General features: G+C 60.2%; 9 protein-coding genes and 1 pseudogene. 4 read left to right on the forward strand and 6 right to left on the reverse strand.

Going from position 1 to position 14326, the window contains the following annotated elements; all coding sequences use genetic code 11:
* Positions 1-62 precede the first annotated feature (62 nt).
* The 3 genes and pseudogenes from QM647_RS18970 to QM647_RS18980 all read left to right on the forward strand — a co-directional run.
* Positions 63-878, forward strand: coding sequence for an SDR family NAD(P)-dependent oxidoreductase (locus QM647_RS18970; protein ID WP_414997130.1), 816 nt, complete (start codon positions 63-65; stop codon positions 876-878).
* A gap of 12 nt (positions 879-890) precedes the next feature.
* A complete protein-coding gene (locus QM647_RS18975) occupies positions 891-1040 on the forward strand; it encodes a hypothetical protein (protein WP_414997131.1) in 150 nt (49 codons plus the stop codon).
* 282 nt (positions 1041-1322) lie between these two features.
* Positions 1323-2600: pseudogene (locus tag QM647_RS18980) on the forward strand (malic enzyme-like NAD(P)-binding protein); the annotation flags it as partial.
* A 203-nt stretch (positions 2601-2803) separates the two neighbouring features.
* On the opposite strand, the gene QM647_RS18985 reads toward QM647_RS18980, so the two are convergent.
* The 6 genes from QM647_RS18985 to QM647_RS19010 all read right to left on the reverse strand — a co-directional run bounded on the left by QM647_RS18985 (position 2804) and on the right by QM647_RS19010 (position 13034).
* A complete protein-coding gene (locus tag QM647_RS18985; protein WP_414997132.1) occupies positions 2804-6154 on the reverse strand; it encodes a glycosyl hydrolase in 3351 nt (1116 codons plus the stop codon).
* Between the two features lie 110 nt (positions 6155-6264).
* On the reverse strand, positions 6265-7440 hold the full coding sequence (locus tag QM647_RS18990) for an MFS transporter (protein WP_414997133.1): 1176 nt from the start codon (positions 7438-7440) through the stop codon (positions 6265-6267).
* Positions 7430-8437, reverse strand: coding sequence for a nucleoside hydrolase (locus QM647_RS18995; protein WP_414997134.1), 1008 nt, complete (start codon positions 8435-8437; stop codon positions 7430-7432). Before QM647_RS18995 ends, QM647_RS18990 begins: the two co-directional genes overlap by 11 nt.
* A gap of 11 nt (positions 8438-8448) precedes the next feature.
* The gene (locus tag QM647_RS19000; protein ID WP_414997135.1) at positions 8449-9390 is read right to left on the reverse strand and encodes an alpha/beta hydrolase; all 942 of its coding nucleotides are present in this window, start codon (positions 9388-9390) and stop codon (positions 8449-8451) included.
* 10 nt (positions 9391-9400) lie between these two features.
* On the reverse strand, positions 9401-10714 hold the full coding sequence (locus QM647_RS19005; protein ID WP_414997136.1) for a glycoside hydrolase family 1 protein: 1314 nt from the start codon (positions 10712-10714) through the stop codon (positions 9401-9403).
* A gap of 67 nt (positions 10715-10781) precedes the next feature.
* Complete coding sequence (locus QM647_RS19010) at positions 10782-13034, reverse strand: TonB-dependent receptor (protein ID WP_414997137.1); 2253 nt, start codon at positions 13032-13034, stop codon at positions 10782-10784.
* Between the two features lie 253 nt (positions 13035-13287).
* Here QM647_RS19010 and QM647_RS19015 point away from each other — a divergent pair, with 253 nt between their 5' ends.
* Positions 13288-14193 (forward strand): LysR family transcriptional regulator, encoded by a 906-nt coding sequence (locus tag QM647_RS19015; protein WP_414997138.1) that lies wholly within the window; start codon positions 13288-13290, stop codon positions 14191-14193.
* Positions 14194-14326: the final 133 nt, after the last annotated feature.

Genomic DNA, 14326 nt, shown 5'->3' on the forward strand with positions numbered 1-14326 from the left:
TGTGTTGCCCGTCTTCGCATCCCCCCCGCGAAGACGGGCTTTCTTTCTGATTAGGAGTTCCGATGCTTGGCAGATTATCGCTCGAAAACAAGGTGGCTATCATCACTGGTGCGGCCGGCGGCCTGGGTTCCGCCACGGCCCGGCTGATGGCGCAACGTGGCGCGCGGCTGGTGATCGCAGACCTCGATCTGGCGCGGGCCGAAGCCCTGGCGGGCGAGCTACCCGGTGCCCTGGCCGCTGCCGTGGACCTGGGGGACGAGGTGGCTATTCAGCGTCTGATCAAGCAAACCGTCAGCCACTACGGACGCCTGGATATCCTTCATAACAATGCCGCCGACCTGTCCCCGGAAACCGCTGGCCGTGACCACGACATCGCCACCATGCTGACCGAGGTTTGGGACCGCACATTCCGGGTCAATGTCCGCGGCACCATGATCGCCTGTCGCGAAGCTTTGCCCCATATGCTTAAGCAGGGCGGCGGTTCGATTATTAACATGGTGTCGTCACTGGCGCTTCAGGGCCATATTGTCCAAAACGCTTATTCCTCCTCAAAATCTGCCGTCATCCAGCTGACGCGCTGCATCGCCGCCGCCTATGGGCCACAGGGCGTACGCTGCAATAGTTTAGCACCCGGTCTCACTCTGACTCCGCAGGTGGCCAAGGTGTTTCCCGAGGTTGTACGACATCTGGTCGAGAAGGAAACCTTGCGCGATCGTTTGGGGGAACCGGAAGATCTGGCGGAGAGCGTCGCCTGGCTGGCTTCGGACGCCGCGATTAATATGAACGGCCAGTTGATCGTGTGCGATGGTGGCTGCACCACCCACGTGCCCGATATCGCCGGCTATCGGGCGCTCGGCGCCGCAAGCGCGCCAAATTAATCGGGAGCGATCATGCTGGGTCTCTGGTGGAAGGGGTTAAAGCAGATGGCGGAGCTGTCGGTCTATCCGATTTATGCCTGCCTGGGTTTGCGCGCGACAGGACAGGGGCGAAACAGTGGGGCCTTCGCCCGCGGTGATGAGAGCTATCGAAAAAGACAATAGCGTCAAACCCTTGTGCTGAACGCATATGCAGCATATTTTAAAGTCACGCGCAGGCATTTGATGTTACCGCGCGGCCCTCCCTGGGCGTTTCCTCCCTATGACTGGCCGCGCCGATGAGCGCGGCTTTTTTTTAGCTATTGGAGGGACCGATAGCTTGAAACGGTAAAAACCCGTCCATCTGCCGGAGGAGAGGCGCTATAAGCTGGGCAATAAGGGAAGCGTTTTGCTGTCCCGATGCAAAAGCGGCACGACACGAACGTGCCCATGGGAATGCCAGTGCCAATGCCAGATACTTTCAATGCGCCCGAGGCGCGCAATGCTTTCGATTTCCATCAAAATCCTCAGCCCGGCAAGATCAGCCTGGCGCCGACAAAGCCAATGGCCACCGCCGAGGATTTGTCGCTGGCCTATTCACCTGGGGTTGCCTGGCCCTGCCTGGCGATCCGTGAGCGTCCGGAAACGGCATACGATTATACGGCCAAGGGCAATATGGTGGCTGTGATCTCCAACGGTACGGCCGTTCTTGGATTGGGAAATCTCGGCGCTCTGGCTTCAAAGCCGGTGATGGAGGGCAAGGCCGTACTCTTTAAACGCTTTGCCGATATCGACAGCTTCGACATCGAGGTCGAGACGCAAGATCCGGATGAGTTCATCACTGTGGTGAAAAACATCACGGCAGGGTTCGGTGGTATCAATCTGGAAGATATCAAAGCCCCCGAATGCTACATTATTGAGAAGTCCTTGCAGGACCTGGCTGATATCCCGATCTTTCACGATGACCAGCATGGCACGGCAATCATCGCAGCTGCAGGCTTGCTTAACGCACTGGAGATAACCGGCAAGAAAATCGAAGATATCCGCCTTGTGTTGAGTGGTGCGGGTGCAGCGGGCCTGTCTTCGCTCAGCCTGGTGAAAGCGCTGGGTGTCCGCCATGAAAACACCACGGTTGTCGACAGCCGCGGTGTCGTTTGGCGTGGCCGGGATGGTGTCGACCAGTGGAAGGCAGAGCATGCCACCGATACGGATCATCGGACACTTGCTGAAGCCGTGGCCGGAGCCGACGTGTTCTTCGGCCTTTCAGGCAAGGGCGTACTAACACCGGAAATGGTGGCCAGTATGGCCAACGATCCCATAATTTTCGCCATGGCAAATCCCGACCCGGAAATCACACCCGAGGAAGTCAAAAGTGTGCGCTCGGATGCTATCGTGGCTACGGGACGGTCAGACTACCCAAACCAGGTCAACAATGTGCTCGGTTTCCCCTATATCTTTCGCGGTGCCCTCGACGTTCGCGCGAAATGCGTGAATCACGAGATGAAACTGGCGGCTGTACACGCCATTGCACAGTTGGCTAAAGAAGTGGTGCCCATGGAAGTGGCCCAGGCGCACGGACTGGCTGCCCTGAGCTTTGGGCGAGACTACATCATTCCTTCGCCCTTTGATCCGCGCTTAATTTGGTATGTACCGCCGTTCGTCGCTCAAGCCGCAGTTGCCTCGGGTGTGGCACGCCGCGCGATTGCTGATATGGATGAATACAGAAACAGCCTGAAGGGAAGGCTTCATCACGCAGGTCGCGACTGTGAGGTTGAGGCGGCGGACCTGGTCGTCGCTCCTGTTTGACGGTCCTCAGTCGATGGACCGCTTTAAGGTCATCAGCCTGACGACAGGACAGATGCCTGACAAAATAGCGAACAGAGATCACACAAGGGCGAAAGCGCGTCGAGACATCGACGCGCTTTTCTGTTTCAGCAATTGAGTAGTTGTCACGGACTGGTTGTCAGAAGCCTCACCGGCCCGATCAATCCTGCCGCGCGCATGGGGGCATCCGCGGTATAGGTAGGCGCTGCCGTGAAGGTGACCTTTTGCGCACCGGGCTGGGCATCACCGATCAGGCGATTGACCCAAAGGTTGGCGACACGGATCTCGATATCATTCGCACCCTTTTTCACGAAAGCGCCGATCGCGACACTGTAGGGTGCCTTCCAGACCGTGCCTGCCAACTGGCCGTTGACATAGACTTCCGCCACGTCACCGACCGTGCCCAGGTCAAGCTTCAGCGGTGCGTCGGGTTTCACGCCCTTCGGCAGGGTAAGCGTAGTGTGGTAGGATGTGGTGCCGGAGAAGTATTTGACTGCCGGATCAGTGTTTTCGCTCAGCGAACCGAGCGCGCCATTGACGATAGGTGACGGGGCTGCCAGACCATCGAAGCTCATTTTCCAGCTCTTTCCGAGATCGGCAATCGGATGCCATGCGGCGGGCGTCACCGTGGCGGATTGCGTCTTCGCCGTTTCGCGGAAGACGACGAAGACGGACTCTTGTGCCAGGAGGTCGAGCGGCACGATCGTGCTATCGCCATCGATGCGATAGCTGACCGGTTCACTCTGGCCAGTGTCGGCATGCCATAGTTCCGGCGTCTTGCCACTGACATGGAAGCGCGCTTCGGTACTCACTGCTGCATTTTCGCGGTTATTGACATAGTAGAGATCACCATCGGCCACGCGACGGTGAACGAACAGAATCTGGTCCTTGCCGGAATGGGCGAAGTCCGGCGTCTGTCCGATGCTGGCCAGCGTGCCCTCGACATCACTAGAGGCAATAACCTGGCCCTGACCGATCTGTGTGACCGCGCTTCCGGCCCACATGCGTTTGACCAAGGCGGCATATTCAGCCGGATCGTCATTCAGGGACGGAGAACCCGTCGGTGCCTGGCCCACAATCGTGGCGCCGGCCTCGGCCAGGGCGGCGATCTTGCGCAGGGTGGGAAGTGTCATGCGCGCACTGGTGCCACCAAGATAGAGCACACGGTACTGCGCGCCGCTTTCCGCCACCAAGTCTTGGCCTTTCACCGATAGCTTGTCTATCAGCGCATCGGCATTGACGAAATCATAGGCGTAGGATTTCGGCGCATCGGCCGGCGTGTGGTTGTGATAAAGCGTCACCAGCGGCGCTTCCTCGCCGTAGAAATAGGCGACGTCGGCATAGTTGCGGCCCTGCTGGAGCATGTAGGCATTGCGTGAGATATAATCCACCCACGGCTTCGCCATGCCGGCCCAGGTATCATTGCGATTGAAATACTGACCGAAGATCATCAGCGACAGGCCGGGTTTCTTGTCATCGCCGAGCGGCTGATGGACCGAGGTATGGATGACCGGGCGATTGACCCCGCTGGCGAATTCCAGATCGATCATCGGGCGCAGATCGGAAGGCGCGAAGGCCCAGGGGGCGAACGCGCTGGTCAGGGATTCGGCCGCCACGAGGTTCTGGCCGTAGATATGCGAGACCGAGGCCGCGCCCTTCATGTCGGCGATCGCCACGGCGGTGGGGCCGAATTGCGGACGGTAGGTCCACATGGCCGACATCGGAATATCGGCGTGGCTGCGCATGGCCATATCGTCGCCCAGGGTGACGCGCGAGCTTTCCAGCGCCTCGCCATATAGGGTCAGGCCGTGAGCGTGGGCGACATCGGCGATGGTGCCGTAATGGGCGTCAGCCATCAGGTCGGCCAGGGTGCGGCGGTAGTCATAGAGGAAGGCGTCGGTCTGGGCGCGGGTGCCGATCAGGGCGCCTGTCAGGGCAGGCAACCAGGGGCGGGCGTCATAGCCGCGCAGGCGTTTGAAATCGTCCAGGAAGGCTGGTGTCCAGTTGGAAGAACCCACTTCGGTGGAGTCCGTCACCATGGCGCGCACACCGTGGGCGCCAATCAGGTCCTTGCCGGCGGCCTTTTCATAGCCGGCCAGATAGGTTTCGATATAGCTGCGCACGGCCACCGGATCGTACTTGTCGACCTCAAGGCCGGTCGCTTCGGCGGTGGCCGGATGGTTTTCGATGCCGGTCAGCGACCAGCCCATGCGCACGATCTTCCATTGGCCCTTCGGCGGGGTCCAGTTCAGGGTACCGTCGGCCGACACCTTGCCGGTCAGGTCGATGACGGAGGCGGTCGCCACACCGGCCTCGGCGGGATCTGTGTTGGCGTCGAGGGCGTAATAGTCGTTCGCCGTGGCGAAGCCCGCCTTGGCCTGGAACTGGTTGACGGCGGCCTGGTCCGACAGGGCCAACTGGGCCACGCGCAGGGGCGCGGGTTGGCCGAAACTGGCCATCGGGCCCATGTCGGCGCCGGGCAGGGGCAGGAACAGCGGCGGGCCCTCCGCTGGCTTCTGCGTCAGGACGAGGCGGAAATGCGCGGCGGTCACGGCGGCGAACCCAACCGTGCTGGGGATCTGGCTCAGGGTGATGTCGGCCAGTTTTTTCCAGGTCTGGCCGTCCGCACTGGCTTCAAGCACAGGGGTAAAGCCGGCCGGATCAAAGGTGGAAGCCGCGCCGGGGAAATAGACGGTCAGTGAACGCACGGTCTGTGGCTTTGCATAGTCGATCGCGATGATCACCGGCTTGTCCGCGTTGAGCGTCGGAAGGTCGGCCGGCACGCCGATGCGGGTCAGCGCCTGGGCATCCAACATGGCGTCGCCGGCGCGGAGGACGGGTAGGGGCAGGCCGTTTTCCGTCACCGGCCAGGCATAGACGCCGATCTCGCCTCCGAACTTGGGTGCAGCGTCCGGATCGGGGACTGGCCCCATGATCTCGGCCAGTTTGGGCATAGCCTGGTAGGGGCCGGTCATGCGCGGCAGGGCCGGCAGCTGAACTTTCAGCGTCTTGCCGCCGGTAACGACGGTTTCGCTCCACACCACCTTCTTCATGCCGTCCTTCGGCTGCACCCAGGGGCCGCCGCTTTCGCTCCAGCCGGGCGAGGCGGCGATGCCGAGTTCCAGGTTCTTCTGGTCGGCGGTTTCAGCGGCGAAGCGGAAGGCGTCGTCCCATTCCGGCGTCATATAGGCCAGGCGCTTTTCCACCACCTGTGGTGTCATCAGATTGACGTCGAAGGTCTGGGCGCCGCCGATGCCGACATGCGACATCCAGTCGAGGTCCTTCTGGATGCCTTCCTTGGTAATGTTGCCGTTCATCCAGTGCCACCAGACCCGTGGGCGGGTACTCTGCGGCGGATTGGCGAAGCCGGCGGCAACGGGGTCGGGCGCGGCGGCCGTCACAGGGGCCGCTGGCACAAGGAATACGGATGCCAGAAGAAGAGCCTTGAAGGTGCGCATAGCGGTTTGCGTAGTCATCGGTATTTCCATCCCTGACGGTCACTTGAATGACCAATTATTGATACCGTAACCTACATATCAGGATTTACCACATCAAATCACTTGGAATGATGGCAGCTATTCCGATTTCAAACAGGTGCGACGCGACGGCGTGGGATGAGGGCCAAAATCAGGGCCAGCACGGCGGCAGCGCCACTAACGCCGGCCAGTACCAGCAGGGTAGAGCTCAGGCCATGCAGCGGGTTCGACAGACCAAGGATCAATACCGGGCTGACGAAATTGCCAAGGAAGAAGGCCGTCTGCCAGCCACCGGTGCCCGCACCGCGCTGTTCGAAGCTGAGGCGCGACATGATGGCGGTCAGGACGGCCGGCAATGTGATGCCGCAGCCTAGCCCGGTGATGACGATGCCGGCGCAGGTCATGGCATAGCGGCCGTCACCGACGAACAGGGCCAGGCCGATGGCGATCAGCACGAAGGCCAGCAGCAGGTGCTGCGACAGCTTCCAGCGCGACAGGGCCTTGAAGATCAGTCCGCCGATCGGTACGGCCACGCCGCCGGCCGCACTCGTCAGGCCGATCAGCTGGGTCGAACCCATGCCGCGTTCGGTCAGCAGGAAAGGCGTCTGGATGGGGACGATAAAGAACAGGATGGCGGCGAAGAGGCCGATGACATAGAGCGGCAGGACGCTGCCCAGTGGGAACTGGATCGGCGCAGTGTGATCCGGCTGGTGCTTCGGCTCCCGGACCAGAAGCATGACCAGCGGAATGAACAGCAAGGCTAGGCCGTAGACGGAGAAGGGCGCGCGCCAGCCGAACTGGCCGAGCAGACCGCCCACGGCCGTCAGCACCACGGCGGCGACCGAGGCTGTGCTGGTCTGGACAACCAGCCAGTGTTCGCGCCGGGCGCCCTTGAAATAGTCGCCGATCAGGGTCGTCGAAGCTGTCATGAAGCCTGATTCCGCCAGCCCGACTCCGATGCGCGACAGGATGATGTGATCGAGACTGGTCAGTACAAAGGGCGCCAGGCCGCAAAACAGGTAGAGAACGAGCGAGGCCAGCAATATGCCTTTGCGGCCGGCGCGATCGACCAGCCAGCCGGCGAAGGGGGCGGTGACGGCCACCACAAGCGCCGGCACGGCCAGGGCCAGGATGCTTTTCATTTCCGCCTGAGGATCGCTGGCGAAGGCGGCAGTGATGGCCGGCAGGACCGGTGCGATCAACAGGGCCGCCGCCACGGAAAGAGTGGAGAGCAGGCAGAGCAGAATGCCCTGGGCGACGTTACCGGCACTATGTTCAGTGTCCATAGCTGTTTCCTCGCTGTGTCTTGTTATGGTCAAATAATTGGAGACGCGCCAGAAAATCCCGGATGACCAGATCGCCATCGAGGGCGTCATAGACGCGAAGTGTTCTGCCAGGGATCGGCGCGCCATACTGGCCTTCGGTCAACAACTGACGTGCAGGGATCTCCTGAAAACGCCCGGCATCGGGTGACAAGGCGGTCAGAAGCACCATGGCGCTGTCGCCCAGGCTGCGTGCGCCATCGAGTTTCACAAATGGCGGAATGTCGATCAGCCGGTCATAGGTCCATTGCGCCAGCCCCTGATCCGCGACCTGTTCCAGTTCTGAAAACGCAATGGTGACCTGCTTGTAAGCCGCTTCCGGCACTTGCCAGAGAGGTACTTGCGATTGTTCGATCACCTGACGGGCGGCGGCCGGATCGGTCATGAGATTGTATTCCGCGCCACCCTCGGGATAGGCACAGCCGCCGATCCAGATAAGTGTCATCCGGCTGGCGATCGATGGGTCTCGTCTAAGCGCGGCCGCGATGTTTGTTAGCGGGCCGCCGCATGTCAGATATAGCGGCAATGGGTCGGCCCGGTTCGCTTCGGCAACGATCGCTTCGGCGGCGGCCGATATCTGGCCATCGGAAACACCGAAGGTTTCCGCGCCCGCGACAATCTTCGGCACGACCCTGGGCCTAATCCGGTTGACGATTTCGTTGGCCCGGCCGGCGCCGGACGCGGCCGTCTGATCCGGGTGGGCAAGGCCAGCCATACGGGCAAGTCCGGAATCCAGCGCCGACGTGGTGATCAGCGACACCTGTGCGGTTGGAGACAACAACTGGTGGACCAGCGCGACCGTTCCGTCCGGATCACCGGCGAGATCATTGTCGACGATCAGGCGATACCTCGGTGCACTGACCGGGCCTGCAAGGCAGCGGGTCGCGACAGCGCCCGCTGCCGCTACGGCACCGCGAAGAAACGTCCGGCGGCCTTTTTTACTGACTGGGGCTGGGCGCATCTTGCGTATGCTTATCGGACCGTAGTCAGGTGTTCGGCGATAAGCCAGTTATAATAGTCGTCGATCCAGTGCTCAGCGCTGGTGCCGACCTTGCGCATACCGAAGCCGTGGCCGCCGTGGGCATAGATATGCAGTTCGGCGGACTTGCCGGCTTCACGCCAGGCATCGAAGATCGGCACGCTGGCATAGCCGAGCAGCGGATCGTCGGCGGCGACGGCGATAAAGGCCGGCGGCGCATCGGCGGGCGGCAGCACGTCATGCATGGCGCCGTAGATGACGCCGATGAAATCGGGGCGTGTGGCGGCGTCATAACGGGTGGCGACGTTCATCGTCTCCATACCGCCGGCGGAAAAGCCCATGAAGCCGATCTTTTTCGCGTCGATACCATAGTCGGCGGCATGGCTGCGCACGTAGGTCATGGCAGCTAAACCATCCGCCAGGGCGGGCGCTTCGGACGCGGCCGGGATATCGCCATGGGTCATTTTCGCGGGCGCCTTACCGACACGGTTGGCGATGGCGGCGGCCAGACCGTCTATATCGCGCGGGGTTTGATCGACACGATAGGTCAGGACGAAGCAGGTAATGCCGCGCGCCGCCAGATATTTGGCCACCTCCATGCCTTCGGTATCGAAGGCCAGGGTCAGGAAGGCGCCGCCGGGCGCGATGATAACAGCTGTGCCATTGGCGGTGCCGGTGGCGGGCAGGACGGGATAAAGCGCGGGTTGCGTGACATTACGCGCGGTGCGGTAGCCCTCCATGATCTCCCACTGGGTGGTATCGGGCGATCCGGTGTTGGAGAGTGGAATGGCCTTTATATCGGGCGCAGCCACCGGCTGGGGTGGGTGCGCCTTGAAGATGGCCATGAAGGCGTCCAGTCCGGGATCACCGGCAAAAGCTGTGGCCGGCAGAGCCAGAAGGCAGGCAGCAAACAACGCACTCTTGAAACGCGGCATGAAATCCTCCCTAGATTTTATTGGCTTTCGCGATATTGCCGAGCACAACGGCGCTGGGCTTTACGGTGCGCTTCTGCGTAGCGCGATCGACGGCGACGATGCCGAGCTTCGGGCCGTAACCGGAAACCCACTCGAAATTATCCATCAGCGACCAGTGGATGTAGGACTTCACGGGTACGCCGTCTTTCAGGCAGTTGGCCACACCCTGCACGACGCGCGGAATATAGGCGACGCGCTGCGCATCGTTCTCGGTCGCCAGGCCGTTTTCGGTGACATAGATCGGCTTGCCGCTTTGGGCGTAGACGTAGCGGATGGCGCCTTCCAGTGAGTCTGGCCAGATTTCCTCGCCTTGCTGGTTCAGCTCGACGCCTGCTTCGGGATGCATCGGCCCCTTGGCGTCGATGCGCATACGGCTGTAGTTCTGCACGCCGACGAAGTCGCTATGGGTCTTTGCGATATCAAGCCACGGACCATAGGCGGACTGGCGGAATTCTTCGGCGCGGCTGTTTTCGCCGACAGCCTGCACATCATGCACAGCGAGCGTGACACCGACCGGGAAATCGCCCGGCCCGGCCTTGATCGCTTCATAGCCCTTCTGGTGGGCGGCCAGCAGGTTTGGCAGCATCTTGTCCTGGTCGGCGAACTGGATGCTGGCGAAGCGGTCCGATGCGGCGGCTTTGGCGGCATCGGCCATGGCTTCTTTCATGCCGGCGACGACGAAGTCCGGCAGCATCCAGTGCAGGACGATGCCCAGCTGCGGCTCGTTGAAGGTGGCGGCCAAAGCCGTATAGGGGCCGATGGCCTTGGTTGCGTAGTCGCAGAAACGCGCGAACAGGTCGACCGACTCCGGATTTTCGAAACCGCCCTGTGCCGCGAACCAGACCGGCACGGAGTAGTGGTTATAGGTGACGACGGGCTTGACGCCATATTTGAGGCAGGTCTTCGCCACCTGGACATAGTGGTTCATTTCAGCGGCGGAAAACTCGCCCTTGGCCGGTTCAATCCGGGCCCATTCCAGCGAGAAACGGTAAGCCTTGAGGCCCAGCTTCGCCAGCATGGCGATATCCTGATCGTAGAGGTGGTAGTGATCGCAGGCATCGCCGGAAGGTTCCTTGAAGGGAGTCTTTTTCAGGTGCTCCAGAAACCACATGTCGGAATTGACGTTATTGCCTTCCACCTGATGCCCGGCCGTGGCGGCGCCCCAGAGGAAATCCTTTGGGAAGGTGAAACCTGAAGCGGCCGTCTTGGCTGAAGATGTGACAGCGGATGAAGCGGCGAGCAGACCGGAGGCGGTGGCGATCATCTGGCGACGGGAAAGGGGCATGGGCAGGTCCTGTAAAGAAAAAGCGGCCCGCTTCCGAAGAAGCGGGCCAGTATCGGGCAAGGGAAGCTTAGAAGCTCTTGTCGAGCGAGATGCCCACGACGCGGCGGCCCTGCTTGCCAACGATCTGTTGGTAATCGCCGGTCGAAGGACCCGGATAGATGTTTACCGGATCGGGCGTGTTGCCGATGTTGCGCGCATAAAGCGATAGAGTCGTCGAGCCATCAGGGAGCTTGACGCCGACCTTGGCACCGGTGATCCAGTGCGCCGCGACGTCATAGTTTACGTCGCTGGACGGATACATATGGACCAGCGACTTGTAGGTCGTGTCGACACTGATAAAGCCCTTGAAATCATTCGGCAGGTTTACATCGTATTGGGCCGAGAGATTGAACTTGTACTTTGGCGCACCGGTCATCTGCGTGCCGCCGATCTCGGTGCCGTCTGAGCCGGTATATTGATCTGGATAGGTGACCGGGTTGTAGATAAAGCCGCCGTTCAGGGTCAGGTTTGGCAGGGGCTTACCGAACATGTCGATTTCCAGGCCCTTGGAGATGACTTCCGGCACGTTCTTCGGGCCACAGGTGAGTGCCGGGGTAAAGACGCAGCTCTGACCCTGATAGTCCTTGACCTTGGTGTAGAACAGGTTGGCGTCAATACCGACCCGGCCGATCATCCCCTTGACCCCAAGTTCGGCGGACGTCGGGATTTCAGGCCGCACAATAGCGGCTGTTCCAAAAACCGTATCATTGATCTGGGGCGCCTTGAAGCCACGGCTCAAGGTGCCATAGAACATCAGATCCGGGTTGGCCTTATATTGCAGGCCAATGCGGCCGGACGCGTTGTTCACCTTTGTCGAGAGACTGGCAAGATAAGGGCCTGCAGGTACGCAGTCGGTGCCGAGCAGGTCACAGGTAAAGGGTACGGGGTTGTAGGGGGGGAAAGGCTCGAACGGCAGGGTAAGTGTCTTGGTGAACGCTTCGCGGTCTGACACCTCCACCTGGCTCAATCTGATACCGATGAGTCCGGTCAGTTTGGAGGTGAAGTTCCAGTTGAGTTGTCCGAACAAAGCGGCATTGTTGGTTGCGCTGTCGGCTTCCGCCAATTGCAGGATCGAGCCAACCGGGTCCGGAATTATGGTTAGCCCCACCTTGCCGTCCTGGTCGTTGGTGCTGCGCGATAAATAGACACCGGCCACCCAGTCATATTTCTCAGTGGCGGGTGAGGTAATGCGAAACTCCTGGGACACCTGGCGAAGCTTGCCGGTCTCGTCCTGGAAGAGTTGCGGATAGACACCACGGAGCGCTACGATATCAAGCGTATTATGATCGCCAAGATCACGGGCGCGGTAGGCCGTGACGGACGTCAGGGTGTAATCGCCCATCTTGTAATCGAATTGCGCGGACAGGCCGGCATTGGCGTAGGTTTCGTTGGACGGATATTGCGAACAGCCAGTGTTATTGTCTTCTGACGCGGTAATCCCGCAGGCGGCAAGGGCGGCTATGGTATCCGCATTCGTGGCCTTGCGGAAAACAAAGGTGTGGTTGCCTTCATACTTTTGGTAGTCGTAGTCGGCGATAATATTGAGCTTGAGATTGTCCGTAATATTGTTGAGATAACGGACACGCAAGCCCATGTCGGTGTTCTGATTGTCGCCTCCGATCGCCAGATCACGTTCAACGCCATTGGTGTTGTTATAGAAACCCGACACGCGCACCGCCGAATGGCTGTCGATCGGCAGATTAAGCACCCCCTGAACTACACGCTCGCCATATTCTGAGCCGGCGGTACCGTTGTCGGCATAGTCGATATGGATGCGGCCGGACGTGTCGCCGATCTTGGGCGCCTTGGTGACCATGTTGATCACGCCGGCCGATGCCGACTGGCCGAACAGCATGCCTTGCGGTCCGCGCAGCACTTCAACGCGCTCCATATCGAACAGGTTCGAGACGTTGACATTGCCCTGCGGCACATTGTCGACCACAATACCGACCGAGGCTTCGGCTGAAGGCGAGAAAGTCTGTGTGGCGATGCCGCGGATGCCCGCGCCGCCGCCGGGAGCGCCATCGACGAAGGTCACGGCCGGCGACACGCGGTCCAGGTCACGCACCGTGGTAACTTGCTGACGTTCCAGCTGGGCGGCGCCGGCCACCGTGATGGCCATGGGGACTTCCTGGAGTTTTTGTTCGCGCTTTTGTGAGGTGACGACGACCACAGTCGGATCATCGTTGGCCGGTTTGGCGTCTTGAGCAAAAGCAGCCGTGCTGATGGCCAGCAAGCTGCCCGTGGCCATCAAGGCCAGAATTTTTGTATGACGAGTCATGGTCGTCCTTCCCTGTTGATCGTCCGGCTGTGTTTCAGCTTCGGGCGGCGTTTCTCTCTGTGATGGCGGCAATTACGCGCCGCCTTGTTTTGGTCATATCAGGCTAGGGGAGGTGGCCATAAGCCGCAAATTCAATCGTTCAATGCCATCCATCACGCAGGGTTATGCTTGCGCTGTTGCCGTGACCGTGTAGTTTAGGGCGGGAAAGAAAACGTCGTTTTCGCGAATAAAACATATAAAAACAGGTGGTTGTATGCGCTTTCATCGGCTGGACCTTAATCTGCTGGTTATTCTGGACCATCTGCTGCAAGGGCGCTCGGTCAGCGAAACGGCTCGCATTCTGAGTCTCACCCAGCCAGCAATCAGCAATTCACTGGCGCGCCTGCGGACCCATTTCGAGGATGAATTATTTGTCTCTGTCGGGCGCCGACTGGAGCCGACACCTTTCGCGAAAAGCCTGGCCGAACCGGTAAAGACGGCGCTGGAAGAGATCGAGCGAATCATCATTACGCGCTCGGACTTTGACCCCGCTACCGCAGAGCGTGACTTTACGCTTGTCTGTTCTGATTATGTCTACAGCGCCTTCCTGACGCGGGCGATCCGTGAACTGGCGACCGTGGCGCCCCATATAAATCTGCTGGTTCTGCTCAATTCGGACATGACGTCGCCCCTGCTCAACGAAGGCCAGATCGACTTCCTGATCACCCCCCAGGGCCTGACCTTTCCGCTTCACCCGCATGTGCCTCTGTTCAGTGACGATTTCTCCTGCATTGTCTGGGACGGCAATACGGAGGTGGGTGACAGTCTGACGCCGGAGGCATATCTCAATATGCGCCATGTCAGCGTGACTTTGGGCCCCAAGAATCCCAAACATATTGAGCAGAAATCCCTGGATATGCTGGGGATCGACCGGCGAATTGTCGTCTACGCGCCCACCTTCAATGCCGTGGCCGATACTATCATCGGCACCCCTTATATCGCCACGGTTCACAGCCGCACAGCCCGTCTGTTCGCCGAGCGTCTGCCCTTGCGGGTGCTAAAGGCGCCGGTGCCAATCGCCACTTTTACCGAGTGTCTGCAATGGCATCGCAACAAGGACAACGACGCCGGCACCCTTTGGCTGAAGGAGTTTCTGGTCAATCTGGCCCGCAGCTTCTGACCCCTTCCTATAAGTTCGGCTGATAGTATCCATGGGCCGATTGAATTATCCCTAGCCTGCGTCTTCCGCCATAAACGTTTCAAATAATGAGACGTGCGCCCTTACCTTTTTCAAATCGGGCGCCTAGCAGGGG

The organism is Asticcacaulis sp., assembly GCF_047605585.1.
In the GTDB taxonomy this organism is placed as follows: Bacteria; Pseudomonadota; Alphaproteobacteria; order Caulobacterales; family Caulobacteraceae; genus Asticcacaulis.